The following is a 17,341-nucleotide window of genomic DNA, read 5'->3' on the forward strand; positions in this document are numbered from 1 at the left end:
ATGGGCACGGTGACCCTGACCGTCTGGGACCAGGAGGTCCGCGGCGGCCAGGCGGCCCAGATCGAGGAGCTCAACAAGGAGTTCCACGCCAAGTACCCGAACATCACGCTCAAGCGGGTCACGCGCTCGTTCGACGACCTCAAGACGACGCTCGGGCTGGCCCTCTCCGGCAACACCCCGCCCGACGTCTTCCAGGCCAACAACGGCCGCCCCGACATGGGCAAGTTCGTCCAGGCCGGCCAGCTGCTCCCGCTCGACCGGTACGCCGACGCCTACCAGTGGGACGAGCGCTATCCCGAGTCGGTGCGCAAGTACTCGAGCTACTCGACCGACGGCAAGACCTTCGGCACCGGTTCGCTCTACGGGCTCCCCAGGTCGGCGAGGTCGTCGGCGTCTACGCCGACAAGGCGGTGCTCGCCAAGGCCGGCATCACCGAGGTCCCCACCACGTGGGCCGACTTCGAGGCCAGCCTCGCGACCCTGAAGGCCAAGGGCCAGCAGCCGCTCGTGCTCGGCAACCTCGACAAGTGGCCGGCCATCCACGTCTTCGGCACGGTGCAGGCCCAGACCACGCCGGCCGACCAGATCCGCCAGCTCGGCTTCGGCCAGAAGGGTGGGAGCTGGGTGACCCCGGAGAACACCCAGGCCGCCCAGACCCTCGTCGACTGGGTCGACAAGGGCTACTTCGGCAAGGACGTCAACGGCCTCGGGTACGACCCGGCCTGGCAGGCCTTCTCCAAGGGCACCGGCGCCTACCTCATCGCCGGCACCTGGCTGCAGGCCGACCTCGGCAAGGCGATGGGTGACGACCTGACGTTCGTCCTGCCGCCCAAGGCCCAGCAGACCCCGGCCGCGACCGGCGGCACCGGCATCCCGTGGGCGGTGTCGAGCAGGACGAAGAACCCCGACGCCGCCGCCGCGTACATCGACTTCATCACGAGCAAGGACGCGATGGGCGTGCTCGCGAAGACCGAGAACCTTCCGGTCGCCGACACCGCCGACCAGAAGGCGCCGAGCGCCATCGGGCAGGACGTCTTCACGGCGTTCGGCACGGCGGTCGACGACGACGCCCTCGTGCCGTACCTCGACTACGCGACCCCGACGATGGCCGACACCCTCGGTGCCGCGCTCCAGGACCTGCTCGCGAAGAAGGCGACCCCGGAGCAGTTCCTCCAGACGGTGCAGAAGGACTACGGCGACTTCGTCGCCCAGAACGGATGACGCAGACCGCGACCGCGGCGAGCACCCGCGAGGCCACCCCGCAGCGGGCCCGCCGCCGACGAGGCGGCGGGCCCCCGGGGAGCCCCGCGCCGTCGGCTGGCTCTACGTCCTGCCGGCCCTGCTCGTCTACGCCGCCTTCCTCCTCTACCCGCTGCTGCGGGCGGTGCAGATCTCGCTCTACGACTGGAACGGCAACACGCTCGCGACGTGGGTCGGCCTCGACAACTACGTCGACGTCGTCTCCGACCCCGCGCTGCGCGCCTCGTTCGGGCACGCCCTGGTCCTCATCGCCTTCTACGCGCTGCTGCCGCTGCTCGTCGGGCTCGTCCTCACGGCGATCCTGTCGCGGGCGAGGGTGCGGGGGCTGGGGTTCTTCCGCACCGTGGTCTTCCTGCCCCAGGTCGTCGCGATGGTCGTCATCGCCGTCGCCTGGAGGCGGATGTACGCCCCGGACGGCAGCGTCAACGACCTGCTGTCCGCCCTCGGGATGGGGTCGCTGACCCGCGGCTGGCTCGGCGACTACACCGCGGCGCTGCCCGCCGTCGGGCTCATCGGCACGTGGTTCGAGATCGGGCTGGTCACCGTGCTGCTGCTCGCCGGCACCGGCAAGATCCCCACCGAGCTCTTCGAGGCCGCCCGGCTCGACGGCGCCGGGCCCGTCCGCGAGTTCGTCACCGTCACCCTGCCCGCGCTGCGCGGTGAGATCGCGGTGGCCCTGACCCTCACCGTCATCGCCGCCCTACGGACCTTCGACCTCGTCTACGTGACGACCCGCGGCGGGCCCGGCACCAGCACGTCGGTGCCGTCGTACGAGGTGTACAACCGGGCCTTCCAGCAGGGCCGCGTCGGGTCGGCCGCCGCCATCGCCGTGGTGCTGACGGTCATCATCTTCGCGATCTCGTTCGGGATCACCCGGATCGCCGAGCGGGACCGCTGATGCGCGTCTCCCGCGGCGAGCGCACCGCCAACTACGTCGTCCTCGTGGCCTTCGCCGTCTTCGCCCTGTGGCCGGTGCTCACCGTGCTGCTCGCGGCCCTCGGCCCGGACGACGCCGCCGGCGGGTCGGTGGGCGCCGGCGTCCTCGGCCTGCACCCCGAGAACTTCGTCACCGCCTGGGACCAGGGCCGGTTCGGCAGCTACCTGCGCACCAGCCTGTTCGTGTCCGGCACGGTCGTCGTCGTCAGCGTGCTGTTCTCGCTGCTCAGCGGATACGCCCTCGGCACGATGCCCTTCCGCGGCTCGACCGTGCTCTTCTACCTCTTCCTCGTCGGCATCATGATGCCGAGCGAGGCCGTGCTCGTGCCGCTCTACTACGACCTGCGCAGCCTCGGGCTCACCGACACGATCTGGGCGCTGCTGCTGCCACAGGTCGCGCAGTCGGTGGCCTTCGGCACGTTCTGGATGCGCGCCTGGTTCCGGTCCGCGAACCGGTCCGTCGTCGAGGCCGCCCGGCTCGACGGCGCCTCGACCTGGCGCATCCTCTGGCAGGTGCTCGTGCCGCTCGCCCGACCGGCGGTCGTCACCCTCACCGTGCTCACCTTCATGTGGACCTGGAACGAGTTCCTCGTCCCCCTCGTCATGGTCGTCTCCGAGTCGCTGCGCACGGCACCGCTCGGGCTGGCGTTCTTCCAGGGGCAGTACACGCAGGGCTTCACCCTCCTCGCGGCCGGTGCCTGCATCGTCGCGACGCCGGTGGTCGTGCTCTACCTGTTCCTGCAGCGCCACTTCATCGCCGGGATGCTCGAAGGAGCAGTCCGGGAGTAGGGGGCAGGGGATCCGTTCCGCGACAGGAAGAGGTCGACGATGACCAGGTTCACGAGCAGATCACGCACGTCCGCGAAGAGGGCGGCGACGCTCGCCGTCGCGGGGGCGCTCGCCCTCTCCGGCGCGGGGGTGGCGGTCGCGGCTCCGGCCGGTGACCGCGGTGGGGACCACGGCGGGCACGACGCACGGCCGCCGGCCTCGAGCACCTCGGCCGGGACCCCGGTCGACCTCGGCGCGCTCTTCGTCGGCGCGCACCCCGACGACGAGGCCGGGTCGCTGTCGGCGTTCGGCGAGTGGGGGCACGAGAACGGCCTGCGCACCGGCGTCGTCACGGTGACCCGCGGGGAGGGTGGGGGCAACGCCGTCGGCCCCGAGGAGGGTCCGCCGCTCGGGCTGCTGCGCGAGAAGGAGGAGCGCTCGGCGGTCGCGAAGGCCGGCATCACCGAGGTGTTCACCCTCGACGAGGTCGACTTCTACTACACCGTGAGCGACGCCCTGACCCAGCAGGTCTGGGACCACGACCAGGTGCTCGGCAAGGTCGTGCGGGTCATCCGCGAGACCCGTCCGGAGATCCTCTTCACGATGGACCCCGCCCCGTCGCCGGGCAACCACGGCAACCACCAGGACGCCGCGCGACTGGCCACCGAGGCCTTCGAGGCCGCCGGCGACCCGAAACGCTTCCCCGAGCAGATCCGCCGCGAGGGGCTGGAGCCGTGGGCGCCCGCCAAGCTGCTGACCCGCGGCACGGCCACCGCCCCCACCGGCCAGCAGTGCATGTCGCAGCTGACGACGAAGGACCCGACCCAGACCGTCTACGGCGTCTGGTCCGGGGCGACGGCTCCGGTCGGTCGGTCGTGGGCGGCCGTGGAGCGCGACGCCCAGCGCCAGTACGCCTCGCAGGGCTGGGCGGGCTTCCCCGACGTGTCGAGCGACCCGACCAGGCTCGGGTGTGACTTTTTCCGCCAGCTCGACTCGCGCGTGCCGTTCGCCGAGCCGGGAACGGATGCGGCGCACCGCTCGTCGGCCGTGCTGGCCGGTGCGACGGTCCAGCAGCCTGGCGCTGCCCCCCTCGGCACCGGGCTGCGGGTCGACACCGACCGCTTCGGTGTCCTTCCGGGTCAGGCGTTCCGGGCGACGGTCTCGGTCACCGCTCCCCGGCGCGCACTGCCCGGTGCCACCGTCGCCCTCGACCTGCCCGACGGCTGGACCGCCCGGGGCGACGGTGACCTCGGCACCGTCCGGCCTGGTCACACGGTGGAGCGCACGTTCCGGGTCACCCCGGCCGCGGACGCGACGGCCGGTGAGCGGCAGCGCATCGCGGCGCGACTGGCGACGCGGGCCGGGTCGGGGTACTCCGACCGGGTCGTCGAGGTCGTCCCGACGGTGTCGGCGCAGCAGCAGCTGCTGCCGCAGGTCGCCGCCTTCGAGACCTGGGCCCCGACCGTGGCGCACCAGCCGCAGCTGAGCGGCACCGTGACCCCCGTCCTGTCCCTGCCGTCCGGAGGAAGCCGTGAGGTGCGGGTCGACTTGCGCAACAACGGGTCCGGCACGGATGCCGGCACGGTGTCGCTCGACCTGCCCGCCGGGTTCAGCGCCTCCCCGGCCTCGGTGACGTACGGTCCGCTGGCCGGTGGCGCCACCGGCAGCGTGACCTTCACGGTGACCAACACCGACACCTCGCTCAGGACGTCGAACCAGGGCGGGACGCCCGGGGCGGCCGCCGGTGACTACGCCTACTCGATCGTCACGACGACCCGGGCGGGGACGGCCACCAGCAAGGCCGCCCTCGAGCTCGTTCCGGCGACGACCATCGAGCAGGCCTCTGCCGCACCGGTGGTCGACGGGGTCGAGTCACCGGGCGAGTACCCCGGTGACGCGCTCGACCTCTCCGGGCTCTGGGAGGGCACGGCCTGCTCCTCGGCCGCTGACTGCTCGGCAACGGGCAAGGTGGCCTGGCACGACGACACGCTCACCGTCCTCGTCCACGTCACCGACGACACCCTCGGCACGAAGCTCGCGGCCGCCGACTGCAAGCGGCACTGGCGCACCGACTCCGTGGAGATCGCCGTCGACCCGCGCGGCGACAGCGAGAACACGTCGACCACCTTCAAGGCCGCCGTGCTGCCGGTGACCGCGGAGGGGCCGGCGTGCGGCCTGCGCGACGCCGACAACCACCAGGGCCCGGCGGCCGAGACGGCACCGGGGATGAAGGTGGCCTCGGTCGTCGACGAGCCCTACGACGGCTACACCGTCGAGGTGTCCATCCCGATGTCCGAGCTCCCGGGCGCCGTCGACCCCGAGCACCTCGGGCTCGACGTGTTCGTCTACGACTCCGACACCCAGGACAAGACCGGCCAGACGCGCATCGGCTGGTCGACCTGGGGTGGCGTGCAGGGCGACCCGTACCGCTGGGGTGTCGCGACGCTGCCGGGGTACACCCCGCCCGCCGACCGGCCGGCGGAGGCGCCGGACCCCGTCATCCCGCTGACGGCGCTGTCCTCGCTCGACAGCCCGCCCAGCCTGGCCCAGGCCGTGCGGGTCGACGTTCCGCTCGCCGGTGACCCCGCGAGCCGTCCGCAGGACGCCGGTTGGGTCGAGAGCGCCCGGTCCGGCCGGGGTGCGGTGACCGCCCGGCTGCGGACGAACGCGTCGGGCACGGCGCACGTCGTGGTCGTCGACCGCGACGGGACCGTCGGGTCGCGGACCGTCGAGGTGCGCGCGGGACGTCCGGAGGTGCGGGTCGCGCTCGACCGGGCGCTCGGGCGGGACGCGCGGGTGTACGTCGGCTGGCTCGACCGGCGCGGCGGCACCCTCGCCTCGGTGGCGCGCCTGCGCTGAGGTCCCGGCCCATCGGAGTCGAGTGCGGACGTGGTCGCCCCGGCAGCCACTTCCGCACTCGACCCCGGGACAATGAGGGTGACCGTGCCGGAGACGGGCAGGTACGGTGGTCGGACCATGGAGAGCTGACCCACGCACCCCGCTCGCGCCCGAGGCCCCGCCCGGCGAGCACCCGCCGCACCCCCCGCGTGGAGCCCCCGTGTCACCCGCCCCCTCCTCCCCGGTCGTCGTCCGCGACCTCTCGATGACCTTCGACGGCCGCCCGGTCCTCGACGGCGTCTCGCTCACCGTGCCGCCCGGTCACCGCGTCGGGCTCGTCGGCGAGAACGGGTCCGGCAAGTCGACCCTGCTCGCCTGCATCGCGGGCTCGCTGCGGCCCACCGCCGGATCGGTGACGACGCCGGCCGACCTCGGGTACCTGCCGCAGGACGGCGGCCTCGACCCCGGTGCCACCGTCGGCGAGGTGTTGCGCCGGGCCCTCGCACCACTGCACGACCGGGCTGCCGAGGTCGAACGGCTCGCGGCCCACGTCGGCGAGCACCCCGATGACGTCGCCGCCTCGACCGCGTACGACGAGGCCCTCAGCCGGGCGGTGGCCCGCGAGGCGTGGGACGCCGACCGTCGCGCCGAGGTCGCCGCCCACCGGCTCGGCCTCCAGGCCATCCCGCACGACCGGCTCGTCGGGCGGACCAGCGGCGGCCAGCGCTCACGCCTGGCCCTCGCCGCCCTGCTCGTCCGTCGGCCGGATGCCCTGCTGCTCGACGAGCCGACCAACCACCTCGACGACGACGCCCTCGACTTCCTCGAGACCGAGCTCGTCGCGATGCCCGGCGCCGTCCTGGTGGCCAGCCACGACCGGGTCCTGCTGGAGCGCGCGTGCACCGGCGTCGTCGACCTCGACCCGCGCCACCGCGGCACCGACGGCGTCGGCGGGGCGACGTGGACCGGGTCGTTCGCCGCCCACCGTGCCGCGAAGGCGGCCGTCCGACGACGCTGGGAGGAGGAGTGGCTCGAGGAACGCGAGATCATCGCCGAGCTCCGCGACCGGTCGGTGACGCGGGAGGGCTCGGTCGCCCACGGCCGCGGTCCGACGGACAACGACAAGTTCGTGCACGCGTTCAAGGGCTCGCGCGTGCAGACCGCCGCCCGCCGCCGGTCGCGCGACGCCGAGCAGCGCCCCGCCCGCATCGAGCGCGACCCCGTGCCGCGTCCCCCGGCACCGCTGCGCCTCGACGTCGACCTCGGCCGGCCGTCCCCCACCTCGGGCATCCGGGTGCGCGACCTCGTCGTCCCCGGCCGGCTCCGCCTGCAGCGGCTCGACGTCGCGACCGGCGAGCACGTCCTCGTCACCGGTCGCAACGGCAGCGGCAAGTCGACCCTGCTGAGCGCCCTCGCCTCGGCCCCGGAGCACCCCGGCGTCGAGATCGGCGGGCGCGTGGCGCGGCTGGCGCAGGACACCGTGTTCGAGCACCCACGGCACAGCCCCCAGCGGCTCGTCGCGGCGCAGCAGGGGCTCCCCGCGGAGGAGGCGCGCGCCCTGCTGCTGCCGCTCGGCCTCGTGCATCCCCGGGACCTCGCCCGCCCGGTCGGCGACCTCAGCCTCGGCCAGCAGCGCCGGCTCGAGCTGGCCCTCGTCGTGCTCGCCCGGCCGGACGTCCTCCTCCTCGACGAGCCGACGAACCACCTGTCGCTCACCCTCGTCGACGAGCTGGAGGCGGCCGTCGACGCCTCCCCCGCCACGGTGCTCATCGCCTCCCACGACCGCTGGCTGCGGCAGCGGTGGTCCGGTCGCGAGGTGTCGCTCGACCGTGCGTGAGCGCCGGTGCCGCACGCGCGGGCCGGCACCGGCGCCCGTCTACCGTGGGGTGATGACCGGCATCGAGGGGGCAGCGCCGTGGCCCGGATGACGCGCAAGGGCGACCTGCCGACCAAGGTCTGCGCGACCTGCGGACGTCCGTTCACCTGGCGGAAGAAGTGGGCCAGGGACTGGGACGAGGTCCGCTACTGCTCCGAGGCCTGCCGCCGCGGGCGCGCTGGCAGGGTGGAGGCGTGACCGGCACCGACGTCCTGCTGATGACCGACACCCACCTGCCGAAGCGCGCGAAGGACCTCCCGGCCCCGCTGTGGGAGGCCGTGGGGCGTGCCGACCTCGTCGTGCACGCCGGCGACTGGGTCGACGTCGCGACGCTCGACGCGCTCGAGGCCCGCAGCACCCGGCTGCTCGCCTGCTGGGGCAACAACGACGGACCCGACCTGCGGGCCCGGCTGCCCGAGGTCGCGCGCGCGACGGTCGATGGCGTGCGCGTCGCGGTCGTCCACGAGACCGGCGGCCGCGACCGCCGCGAGCAGCGGATGCGCGCCGCGTACCCGGACGTCGACCTGCTCGTCTTCGGGCACAGCCACATCCCGTGGGACACCGAGCACGAGGGCCTGCGGCTGCTCAACCCGGGGTCGCCGACCGACCGCCGGGCGCAGCCGGACTTCACCTGGATGACGCTGCGCCTCGAGGGCGGCGCCGTCCACGACGTCCGGCTGCACCGGCTGGCGCCCGGTGCGTCCCGTCCGGGTCAGGCCGGGGCGTCGGCGAAGCGCAGGTAGGGCTTGACCTCGTCGACGTTCGCGAAGCGCTCGCGGGCGTCATCGGTCGAGATGGTCGGCGCGACGATGACCCGCTCGCCCGGCGTCCACTCGGCCGGCGTCGAGACCGGTGCCCGGTCGGTCTGCTGGAGGGCGTCGAGGGCCCGGAGGATCTCGGCGAAGTTGCGGCCCACCGACTTCGGGTAGGTGATGGTCAGGCGCACCTTGTCGCTCGGGTCGACGAGGAAGACCGAGCGGACCGTCGAGGTGTCGCCCTCGCCCGGGTGGATCATGTCGTAGGCCTGCGCGACGGCGCGGTCCCGGTCGGCGATGATCGGGAAGTCGACCTCGACCCCGGCGACCTCGGCGATGTCCGGCACCCAGCGCTGGTGGTCCTCGACCGAGTCGACGGACACGGCGATCGGCTTGGCGTTGCGCTGCGCGAACTCGCCCGAGAGGGCCGCGGTCCGGCCGAGCTCGGTGGTGCAGACGGGCGTGAAGTCGGCCGGGTGGCTGAAGAGGACGGCCCACGAGCCGGCCTTCCAGTCGTGGAAGGAGATCGGGCCGGCGGTCGAGTCGGCCGTGAAGTCGGGGGCGGTGTCACCGAGGCGGATGGGCATCTATAACTCCTTGTTTGGCTACGTCTGCCACGACGTTATCGGTCCAGTGACCCAGCGTCTCAGCCTGCCCGCCATCCGGACGCCGGGGGTTCCTGCCGGCCGCGTCCCGGAGCTCAGGCGCGGACGGCGGCCTCCGGCTCGTCGACGTCGCGACCGTCACCGGCCCGGCGCTGGCGCCACACCCCGAGGGCGACGATGACGACCGCCGAGGCCACCGACAGGGCGATGGCCTGCTGCTGGCCGGGGTCGAAGGCCATCAGCCCGATGACGACGACGATGAACCCGATGACGACCATCGTCAGCCCCGGGAAGAGCCACATCCGCACCGGCGGCAGGCTGCCCTCGGCCCGCATCCGGCGGCCGAGGACGAGCTGGCTCACCGCGATGGTCAGGTAGACGAAGAGGGCCACGGCGCCCGACGTCGCGAGCAGGTAGCCGAAGATCTTGCCCGGGAGGACGTAGTTGCCGACGACCGCGAGGAAGCCGAGGACCATCGAGGCGAGGATCGCGACGAACGGCACGCCCTGGGCGTTGACGCGGCGCATCGCCCGGGGGGCATCACCGCGGTCGGCGAGCGAGAAGACCATCCGCGAGGCCGTGTACAGGGCCGAGTTGAGGCAGGACGCGACGGCGGTGAGCACGACGACGTCCATGATGAGCGGCGCCCCGGGGACGCCGATGGCCTGGAGCACGGTCTGGTACGAGCCGTCGGCGAGCCGGTCGTACGGCACGAGCGAGACGATGACGGCGATCGAGCCGAGGTAGAAGATGACGATCCGCCAGATGACCGAGTTGACGGCCTTGGTGATGCCCTTCGCGGGGTCGGGCGACTCGGCGGCGGCGATGGTGACGATCTCGGTGCCCATGAACGAGAACATCGTCGTGAGCATCGCGGCGACGACCGCCCCTCCTCCACCGGCGAAGAAGCCGTCCGGTTCCCAGAGCCGCGAGACGCCGCTGACCTCCGAGCTCGGCAGCACACCGAGGATCGCGAGGACGCCGAGCGCGATGAAGGCGACGATCGCGACGACCTTGACGAGTGCGAACCAGAACTCGAACTCGCCGTAGTTGCCGACCGAGACGAGGTTGGTGCCCGTGAGCAGGAGGGTGACGAGGAGGGCCCAGACCCACGGGTCGAGGCCGACGAGGCGGCTGAGGATGTCGGCGGCCGCCGTGGCCTCGACGGGGATGACGAGCACCCAGAACCACCAGTAGAGCCAGCCGACCGAGAAGCCCGCCCAGCGGCCGAGGGCGCGCTGCGAGTAGACGGAGAACGACCCGGTGTCGGGGTTGGCGGTCGCCATCTCGCCGAGCATCCGCATCACGAGGACGACGAGGCTGCCGGCCATCAGGTAGGAGAGGAGCACGGCCGGGCCGGCCTGCTCGATGGCGGTGGCCGACCCCACGAAGAGCCCGGCGCCGATGACCCCGGCGATCGAGATCATCGTGATGTGGCGTGGCTTGAGGCTGGTCCCGAGGGAGCTCTGGTCGGTCGTGGTCACTTGCTCGTTCCTACCGCACGGCGAGGGTCGGCGCGACTCGCACGGACCGGTCCTGCGGGAGTGCTCAGTCCGTGAACACCGACCAGCAGATGTCGTTGCGGCGCACCTGGTCCTCGAGGACGAGGTCGCGCACCGCGTCGGGCAGGCGGCTGCGCTGCCACGCGCACTCGGCGACGCGGGCGGCCTCGGGGTCGCCGGCGGCGGCCATCACGGCCTTGAGGGCGTAGGCCGCCGCCCCGAGGTCGTGCTCGGCGACGTGGGCGACGCACCCCGCCTGGCCGGCGGCGTAGGCGGCGAACCGTGGCGCACCCCGCAGCGGACGGGCGGCGCCCATCGCGTGCCCGCCCGCGGCGCGCGAGCGCATCATCGGGACCTCGCCACGGACCCAGCCCCGGACGGCGGCGAGGGCGTCCCGCGGGCGGGCGTCGCCGGGAGCCGCCGCCTCGAAGAGGTGGAGGACGTGCTCGGCGCACTCCGCCGCCCACAGCGCGAGCAGGCCGTGGTCGGCGTCGGTGAGGGTGCCGCCGCGGCGGACGGTGACGAGCCGGGGGTCGCGGACGGCAGGCAGGATCACGACGACGCCTCTGCGAGAGGGTTTCCGGCGTCCGTGAGCCGCCTCGCGAGGGCGGCGACGGCCTCGCGCAGCTCGGGACCGCCGACGACCGTGAAGGGCACCGGGACCTGCGCGAGGTCGCTCGCGTAGCCGGTCAGGTTGCTCGTCGTCCCGATGAGCCGGGTCGTCTCGTCGTCCACCGCCTCGAGCCGGCCGAGCGTGCGGGGCAGCCACTGCACCCGGGAGAGCGGTGCCCGCAGCAGCACCTCGGTGTGGTGCTCCCACCCGGCGGCGAGGTGCTCCTCGAGCGAGGCCACCGGGTCGAGGTCGTCGGGCGGGCGGAAGGTGCTGTCCAGCAGCTCGACCCGGTGCACGCGGTCGACCCGGTAGGTGCGCACCGACCCCGAGCGCACCGACCGGCAGAGCAGGTACCAGCGCCCGTGCCGCACGACGACCGCCCAGGGTTCGACGTCGGTCGTGAACTCGCGACCGTTCTCGGATCGGTAGTGCACGGTGACGCACCGGGCCTCGGCGCGCGCCCGGACGAGGGCCACCGTCGTCGCGGGGTCGGGGCGGGCGGCGCCGCGGTCGGGGGCGGCGGCGGCCATCCGCCGCACGACGTCGGCCTGCTCGGCGACGTGCTGCGGCATGGCCCGGAGCAGCTTGGCCACGGCGACACCGACCGGGTCGGCGGGGTCGGCCGCGGGGTGGTGGCCGTCGAGCACGGCCATGACGAGCCCGAGCGCCTCGGCGCTGCTGAAGACGAGCGGGGGCAGGCGGGTGCCGCGCCCGAGCCGGTAGCCTCCGGCCGGCCCCCGGGCGGACTCGACGGGGATCTCGGCGTCCCGCAGGATGCCGACGTAGCGCCGCACGGCCCGCGACGTGACGCCCAGGCGCTCGGCCAGCCGGTCGGCGGTGATGCCCGGCTCGTCCTGGATCGCCTCCATCGTGAGGAGGGCGCGCGCGGCGGGGCTCGTGTCGGGTCGCACCGGCCCATCGTCATCCGGACGCGATCCGTCCGCAACCGTCCCTAGGGTGGCCGCCATGGAGATCCTCCTCGTCCACCACATCCAGGGCCTGACCCCCGGGGTCGTCGCGTTCGCCGACGCCCTCCGGGCCGGTGGCCACACCGTGCACACCCCCGACGTCTTCGAGGGGCGGACCTTCGGCTCGGTCGACGAGGGGGCCGCGTACTGCCGCGAGGTCGGCTTCGAGGAGGTGCGGGCCCGGGGGTCGCGGCCGCCGACGGGCTGACGGACGACCTCGTCGTCGGCGGGTTCTCGCTCGGGGTGATGGCCGCGCAGCAGCTGGCGCAGAACCGCCCCGGCGTCCGCGGTGCGCTGCTCTACGAGGCGTTCGCCGCGCCCGAGAACTTCGGGACCTGGCCCGACGGCCTGCCGGTGCAGGTGCACGGCATGGACCACGACCCGTTCTTCGGCGAGGAGGGCGACCTCGAGGCGGCTCGGGAGTTCACCGAGGGTCGCGAGGGTGCCGAGCTGTTCGTCTACCCGGGCGCAGTGCACCTGTTCACCGACTCGTCGCTGCCCTCGTACGACGCGGAGGCGACCCGGCTCGTGCTCGACCGGTCGCTCGCCCTGCTGGGGCGTCTCGGATGAGCGAGCGTGTCACTCCGCCGTGGGAGCCCCCCTCGCCGGGACCGAGGCCGAGCACCTCGTCGCGGCGCTCGACCGGCTGCGGGTGACCTTCCGGTGGAAGGCCGACGGGCTCGAGGCCGCCGGGCTGGGGACGCGCATCCCGTCCTCGTCGCTGACCCTCGGCGGTCTGCTCAAGCACCTCGCCACCGTCGAGGACTTCTACTCGACCCAGCGGCTCTCCGGCACACCGATGCCCGACGCCTGGGACGACAACGGGTGGGACGACGCCGACGACTGGGAGTTCATCTCGGCCGCGACCGACTCGCCCGACGTCCTCTACGCGCTGTACGACGGTGCGGTGGAGCGCAGTCGGAGCCTCTTCGCCGCGGCCGTCGCCGAGCGTGGGCTCGACGGCGAGGCCCACGCGTCGTGGCCCGACGGTCGGCACGCGAGCATCCGGCGGCTCCTCTTCGACCTGCTCGAGGAGTACGGCCGGCACACCGGGCACGCCGACCTGCTGCGCGAGGCCGTCGACGGACGCACCGGCGAGGACCCACCCGCCGACTGGCGACCCGCCCGCTGACCCGCTCAGGTGTGGTCGCGCAGGTACCGACCGAAGTGCGGCACCGTGAAGGCGATGAGCCCACGCTCGCCGGAGTAGATGAGGCCCTTCTTGAGCAGGGCGTCGCGGGCGGGTGAGAGCGACTGGGGCTTGCGGCCGAGGTGGGCGGCGACCTCCGACGTGGCGACGGCCTCGGCCTCACCGTCGGGGGCGGCCGCCGCGACCTCGGCCATGGCCCGCAGGTACTCGCGCTCACCCGGCGTCGCCCGCTCGAAGCGGGAACCGAAGAACCCGACGGCCAGCTCGGACTCGGCCTCGGGAGCGGCGACCTCGACATCGGATGTCGTGATGGGCGAGCCGGGAGCCCTGTCCCACACCGCCTTCCCGTACGCCTGGATGAAGTACGGGTACCCGCCGGTGGCCGCGTACATCGCGTCGAGGGCGTCGGGCTCGTAGGCCGCGCCCTCCTCCTCGGCGGGGCGGACGAGGGCCGAGTCGGCGGCGGCCCGGTCGAGCCTGTCGATGCGCGAGTACCGGAACAGCCTCTCCGAGTACGACTTCGAGGCCGACAGCACGGCAGGGAGGTGCGGCAGCCCGGCCCCCACGACGACGAGCGGCAGGCCGGTCTGGCTGATCTCGTGCGCGGCGGCGCAGAGCGCGGAGACGTCCTCGGGGCCGAGGTCCTGCATCTCGTCGATGAACACGGCGATGCCGCGGCCGGTGTCGGCGGCCATCCCCCCCAGGTCCGAGAGCAGCTCGACGAGGTCGATCTCGACGTCGCCCGAGTCGGCGCGCCCGGCGACCGCGGGGACCGAGATACCGGGGTTCCAGCGGTCCCTCAGCTTGGGCGCGCCTCGACCCGTGCCGGACCCGACCGGCTCACGCTGGGCGAAGGAGCGGACGACACCGAGCGCGTGGTCGCCGGCGCCGCCTGCCGGCCCCAGCTCGCGCACCGCCTGGTGCAGGGCCGAGGAGAGCGGCCGCCTCAGCGACTGGTCGGGCCGGGCCTCGAGCTTGCCGGTGCCCCAGCCCGCCCGGACCGCCGCGGATCGCAGCGCGTTGAGCAGCACCGTCTTGCCGACGCCCCGCAGTCCGGTGAGCACGACCGAGCGCTCGGGGCGCCCGCGCGCCACGCGCTCCAGGACGACGTCGAAGGCGTCGAGCTGCTCGTCGCGGCCGGCGAGCTCGGGCGGGCGCTGCCCCGCGCCGGGGGCGTACGGGTTCCGGATCGGGTCCACGATCGCAGCGTATGCGCTTCTCTAGCGTCCATCCGATACATCCGCAGACAGCCCGATCGTGTCGCCATCCTCCCGACCTATTGCCCAGAACCCACCTCGAGGGACCCGGAACGGGCCTCGAGAGGTGGGTTCTGGGCAATCAGTCGTGGGGTCAGGAGACGGTGGGCTCGCCGCCGGCGGACTCCATCGGACGTCCCGCGGCGTGCCAGGCGCGCATCCCGCCCTCGAGGTTGGCCACCTCGTAGCCCTGCTGCGCGAGCCACGGCATGACCCGCTGGACGCGCCCACCGGACCGGCAGGTGACGACCAGCGGCTCGTCGCGGTCGAGGAACGGCGCGAGCTCGTCGACCCGCTCCGGCAGCTGGCTCATCGGGATGTGGACGGCGGTCGGCGCGTGCCCGAGGTCCCACTCGTCCTGCTCGCGGATGTCGAGCACGACGGCGTCGTCGGGCAGGTCGGACACGGGCACGTCGGGGAACTCGCTCATCGCGACAGCATCGCAGAGCCCGCCCGGCGCCGGGGCGATCACCCCCTGGCCGCGAGGTAGTCCTCCCACGTGACGACGGTGCGCTGCGCCGAGGTCGAGGCGACCCGCCCGTCGCAGTGGCCGAGCCCGTCGCCCTTGTAGACCCACTCGTACACCTGGCAGTAGCCGGTCCAGCCGTCGTCGACGATCGGGGCCGGCGCACCGCCGACGCCGTGCACGGCCCAGGCCATCTGGTAGTCGTTGAGCGCGACGGCGTGGATGTGGTTGCTCCGCTGCCACGCGGCGAAGCCGACCGCGCGCAGGGCCGCCAGCCGGTTGGCGATGCCCGCGGCGGTGGTGTCGACGATGCGCACGTCGATGATGCCGCCGCCGTCGTGGGTCCCGAACGACTCGGGGGCGCACGACGCGTCGCAGTAGCTGCCCTGCGTGATCGTCATGTCCTTGCCGACCTTGTCGGCCCGCACGAGGTTGCGCTGGGCCTCGAGGAACATGTCGAGGGTGCGCCGGTTGACGACCTCGGTGCCGTCGTCGCTGTTGCCCGCGGGCGCCTTGGCCACCGTGACCCGTGCCCCGACGTCGTAGGACCTGACGACGTCGAAGCGGCCGGCCCCGATCTTCCGCAGCTCGGCCGGGCTCGGCAGCCCGTTCCGGGTGTGGATCCCGTTCTGCCCGATGGACTTCTCGTACTTGCCCCAGGCGGTGGTGGTCGTGGTGCCCCAGTAGCCGTCGGCGTAGCGCGAGGCGAGCAGCCCCTTGGCGACGAGGGCCTGCTCGACGCGCAGCACGCTCGTCGCGGCCCCCGGCGTCTTGACGTCGTCGGTGCGCCAGGGGTCCAGCGTCGCGGCGAGCACGACCTTCTGGACGTCGACGTCCGGGAGCGAGGTGCACTGGTCGCCGGCCGGGCAGGCGGCCAGGGCGACCGGCGCCGGAAGGGCCACCAGCCCCGCGACCACGGCGGCGGCACCGGCCAGGGCGCGCAGGGCACCCCTCCGGCGAGGTGGACGGGCGGGCCGCCGAGTGGTCGGGCGCCCGGTCAGGTGCGTGCTCGGGTGGTCGGTCATGGTGGTTCCTCCCCGTCGGGCGCCGGTCTCCCCCCGACGCGCTGGACCCTTCGGAGGCTAGCCCCGAACCGGCGCCGCGGCGAGGGGGAGCGGTCCCCGCCCTACTTGAGGAACTTGCTCGTGCGCCGGTCGGCGAGCGGCTTGCCACCGGTCTGGCAGGTGGCGCAGTACTGCAGCGAGGAGTCGGCGAAGGACACCTCGCGCACGACGTCGCCGCACTCGGGGCAGGTCTCCCCCGTGCGTCCGTGCACGCGCATCCCGGCGCGTTTGGCGTCCTTGAGCTCCTTGGCCGGCTTGCCGGACGCGGTGGCCACGGCCTGGGCGAGGGTCTCGCGCAGCGCGGTGTAGAGCCGGGTGACCTGCTCGGGCTCGAGCTTCGCGGCGAGCGCGAACGGCGAGAGCTTCGCGACGTGGAGGATCTCGTCGGAGTAGGCGTTGCCCACCCCGGCGATGATCGCCTGGTCGCGCAGCAGCCCCTTCACCTGCATCCGGTGGCTCGCGAGGATGCCGGCGAAGACCTCCTCGGTGAACCCGTCGGCGAGCGGGTCGGGCCCGAGCGAGGCGATGCGCGGCACGTCCTCGACCCGGTTGACGACGTACGCGGCCAGCCCCTTCTTCGTGCCGGCCTCGGTGAGGTCGAACCCCGAGCCGTCGTCGAAGCGCACGCGCAGGGCGATGGGCGACTTGCCGGGCCGCAGCACGGTGTTGGGCATGGCATCGGACCAGCGCAGCCACCCGGCGCGTGCGAGGTGGAAGACCAGGTGGGTTCCGCCGCAGTCGAGGTCGAGGAACTTGCCGTGCCGGCCCACACCGTCCACGGGGGCACCGACCAGCGCGTCGGGCGGCGGCGTGAAGGTCTTGAGCACCGCGAACGAGCCGAGCTCGACGCCGGTGACGACGAGCCCGTCGGTGCGCCGGCCGAGGAAGTCGGCCAGCGCCTGCACCTCCGGCAGCTCGGGCATGGGCCCGACGCTACCGCCCGCCACCGACCTCCGGGGCGACTCCGGGGGGCCGGCCGGCCGCTCGCGGGGGCCGCATCCGGGTCGGTGCCCGGGCAGCAGCGGCCACGGCCCCGGTCGGTGGGGAGGTGCTCCGGGGCTCCTTGCACCGGTCAAGGGAGAGCGTGCGACGCGCAACGGAATCCGTGCTCCGGGCAAGGAGCTGAGCGACACCACCCCCCACGACGGGACCAGGGGGTGTTCTCCCGACATCCGGTCGCCGCGTCAGGGATCCCAGTCGCAGCGTCAGGGATCCCAGTCGGAGCGTCAGGGATCCCAGTCGGAGCGTCAGGGATCCCAGTCGGAGCGTCAGGGATCCCGGTCGG

General features: G+C 73.6%; 17 protein-coding genes and 1 pseudogene. 10 read left to right on the plus strand and 8 right to left on the minus strand.

The genetic code is table 11. The features are described from left to right. From G7075_RS15990 to G7075_RS16020, 7 genes and pseudogenes are all read left to right on the plus strand, one after another. Positions 1-1,220, plus strand: a pseudogene (locus tag G7075_RS15990) (extracellular solute-binding protein). Next, a complete protein-coding gene (locus G7075_RS15995) occupies positions 1,120-2,157 on the plus strand; it encodes a carbohydrate ABC transporter permease (protein ID WP_371814098.1) in 1,038 nt (345 codons plus the stop codon). The pseudogene G7075_RS15990 and the gene G7075_RS15995 overlap by 101 nt, the downstream one beginning before the upstream one ends. Beyond that, the gene (locus G7075_RS16000; RefSeq protein WP_166123319.1) at positions 2,157-2,984 is read left to right on the plus strand and encodes a carbohydrate ABC transporter permease; all 828 of its coding nucleotides are present in this window, start codon (positions 2,157-2,159) and stop codon (positions 2,982-2,984) included. The genes G7075_RS15995 and G7075_RS16000 overlap by 1 nt, the downstream gene beginning before the upstream one ends. A gap of 39 nt (positions 2,985-3,023) precedes the next feature. Further along, positions 3,024-5,822, plus strand: coding sequence for a sugar-binding protein (locus G7075_RS16005; protein WP_166123321.1), 2,799 nt, complete (start codon positions 3,024-3,026; stop codon positions 5,820-5,822). A gap of 199 nt (positions 5,823-6,021) precedes the next feature. Further along, entirely contained in the window at positions 6,022-7,638 is a 1,617-nt protein-coding gene (locus G7075_RS16010; RefSeq protein ID WP_240917678.1) for an ABC-F family ATP-binding cassette domain-containing protein, read from the plus strand. A gap of 87 nt (positions 7,639-7,725) precedes the next feature. Beyond that, complete coding sequence (locus G7075_RS16015; RefSeq protein ID WP_166124423.1) at positions 7,726-7,875, plus strand: DUF2256 domain-containing protein; 150 nt, start codon at positions 7,726-7,728, stop codon at positions 7,873-7,875. Between the two features lie 20 nt (positions 7,876-7,895). Further along, positions 7,896-8,420 (plus strand): metallophosphoesterase, encoded by a 525-nt coding sequence (locus G7075_RS16020; protein WP_166124424.1) that lies wholly within the window; start codon positions 7,896-7,898, stop codon positions 8,418-8,420. On the opposite strand, the gene G7075_RS16025 is transcribed toward G7075_RS16020, so the two are convergent. The 4 genes from G7075_RS16025 to G7075_RS16040 all read right to left on the minus strand — a co-directional run bounded on the left by G7075_RS16025 (position 8,390) and on the right by G7075_RS16040 (position 12,063). Further along, positions 8,390-9,019 (minus strand): peroxiredoxin, encoded by a 630-nt coding sequence (locus tag G7075_RS16025; protein WP_166123323.1) that lies wholly within the window; start codon positions 9,017-9,019, stop codon positions 8,390-8,392. The genes G7075_RS16020 and G7075_RS16025 overlap by 31 nt on opposite strands. A 113-nt stretch (positions 9,020-9,132) precedes the next feature. After that, the gene (locus tag G7075_RS16030) at positions 9,133-10,521 is read right to left on the minus strand and encodes an amino acid permease (protein ID WP_205860535.1); all 1,389 of its coding nucleotides are present in this window, start codon (positions 10,519-10,521) and stop codon (positions 9,133-9,135) included. Positions 10,522-10,585: 64 nt separating this feature from the next. After that, positions 10,586-11,095 carry a putative immunity protein gene (locus G7075_RS16035; RefSeq protein WP_166123325.1) on the minus strand — a complete coding sequence of 170 codons (510 nt, stop codon included), beginning with the start codon at positions 11,093-11,095 and terminating at the stop codon, positions 10,586-10,588. Beyond that, positions 11,092-12,063, minus strand: a complete 972-nt coding sequence (locus tag G7075_RS16040; RefSeq protein ID WP_166123327.1) for a YafY family protein — start codon at positions 12,061-12,063, stop codon at positions 11,092-11,094. The genes G7075_RS16035 and G7075_RS16040 overlap by 4 nt, the downstream gene beginning before the upstream one ends. A 55-nt stretch (positions 12,064-12,118) precedes the next feature. On the opposite strand from G7075_RS16040, the gene G7075_RS21540 reads away from it, so the two are divergent. From G7075_RS21540 to G7075_RS16050, 3 genes are read left to right on the plus strand one after another with little or no spacing between them, the layout of a single operon-like run. After that, on the plus strand, positions 12,119-12,328 hold the full coding sequence (locus tag G7075_RS21540) for a hypothetical protein (RefSeq protein ID WP_240917681.1): 210 nt from the start codon (positions 12,119-12,121) through the stop codon (positions 12,326-12,328). Between the two features lie 38 nt (positions 12,329-12,366). Next, positions 12,367-12,690, plus strand: coding sequence for a dienelactone hydrolase family protein (locus G7075_RS21545; RefSeq protein ID WP_240917684.1), 324 nt, complete (start codon positions 12,367-12,369; stop codon positions 12,688-12,690). A 19-nt stretch (positions 12,691-12,709) separates the two neighbouring features. Beyond that, entirely contained in the window at positions 12,710-13,252 is a 543-nt protein-coding gene (locus G7075_RS16050) for a DUF664 domain-containing protein (protein WP_166123329.1), read from the plus strand. Positions 13,253-13,257: 5 nt separating this feature from the next. Here G7075_RS16050 and G7075_RS16055 read toward each other — a convergent pair whose 3' ends face one another. The 4 genes from G7075_RS16055 to G7075_RS16070 form a co-directional block, all read right to left on the minus strand. Further along, positions 13,258-14,469, minus strand: a complete 1,212-nt coding sequence (locus G7075_RS16055; RefSeq protein WP_166123331.1) for an ATP-binding protein — start codon at positions 14,467-14,469, stop codon at positions 13,258-13,260. Positions 14,470-14,620: 151 nt separating this feature from the next. Beyond that, positions 14,621-14,956, minus strand: a complete 336-nt coding sequence (locus G7075_RS16060; RefSeq protein WP_166123333.1) for a rhodanese-like domain-containing protein — start codon at positions 14,954-14,956, stop codon at positions 14,621-14,623. Between the two features lie 38 nt (positions 14,957-14,994). Then, the gene (locus tag G7075_RS16065; RefSeq protein ID WP_166123335.1) at positions 14,995-16,017 is read right to left on the minus strand and encodes a peptidoglycan-binding protein; all 1,023 of its coding nucleotides are present in this window, start codon (positions 16,015-16,017) and stop codon (positions 14,995-14,997) included. 101 nt (positions 16,018-16,118) lie between these two features. After that, on the minus strand, positions 16,119-16,979 hold the full coding sequence (locus tag G7075_RS16070; protein ID WP_166123337.1) for an Fpg/Nei family DNA glycosylase: 861 nt from the start codon (positions 16,977-16,979) through the stop codon (positions 16,119-16,121). Between the last annotated feature and the right edge of the window lie 362 nt (positions 16,980-17,341).

Origin of the sequence: Phycicoccus sp. HDW14 (genome assembly GCF_011383005.1) — a bacterium.
In the GTDB taxonomy this organism is placed as follows: Bacteria; Actinomycetota; Actinomycetes; order Actinomycetales; family Dermatophilaceae; genus Phycicoccus.

Excerpts from the sequence above, each read along its gene's own strand:
- G7075_RS16000 (WP_166123319.1), top strand. The coding sequence starts at position 2,157 with ATGCGCGTCTCCCGCGGCGAGCGCACCGCCAACTACGTCGTCCTCGTG.
- G7075_RS16005 (WP_166123321.1), top strand. The coding sequence starts at position 3,024 with ATGACCAGGTTCACGAGCAGATCACGCACGTCCGCGAAGAGGGCGGCG.
- G7075_RS16015 (WP_166124423.1), top strand. The coding sequence starts at position 7,726 with ATGACGCGCAAGGGCGACCTGCCGACCAAGGTCTGCGCGACCTGCGGA.
- G7075_RS16020 (WP_166124424.1), top strand. The coding sequence starts at position 7,896 with ATGACCGACACCCACCTGCCGAAGCGCGCGAAGGACCTCCCGGCCCCG.
- G7075_RS16025 (WP_166123323.1), bottom strand. The coding sequence starts at position 9,019 with ATGCCCATCCGCCTCGGTGACACCGCCCCCGACTTCACGGCCGACTCG.
- G7075_RS21540 (WP_240917681.1), top strand. The coding sequence starts at position 12,119 with ATGGAGATCCTCCTCGTCCACCACATCCAGGGCCTGACCCCCGGGGTC.
- G7075_RS21545 (WP_240917684.1), top strand. The coding sequence starts at position 12,367 with ATGGCCGCGCAGCAGCTGGCGCAGAACCGCCCCGGCGTCCGCGGTGCG.
- G7075_RS16060 (WP_166123333.1), bottom strand. The coding sequence starts at position 14,956 with ATGAGCGAGTTCCCCGACGTGCCCGTGTCCGACCTGCCCGACGACGCC.
- G7075_RS16065 (WP_166123335.1), bottom strand. The coding sequence starts at position 16,017 with ATGACCGACCACCCGAGCACGCACCTGACCGGGCGCCCGACCACTCGG.
- G7075_RS16070 (WP_166123337.1), bottom strand. The coding sequence starts at position 16,979 with ATGCCCGAGCTGCCGGAGGTGCAGGCGCTGGCCGACTTCCTCGGCCGG.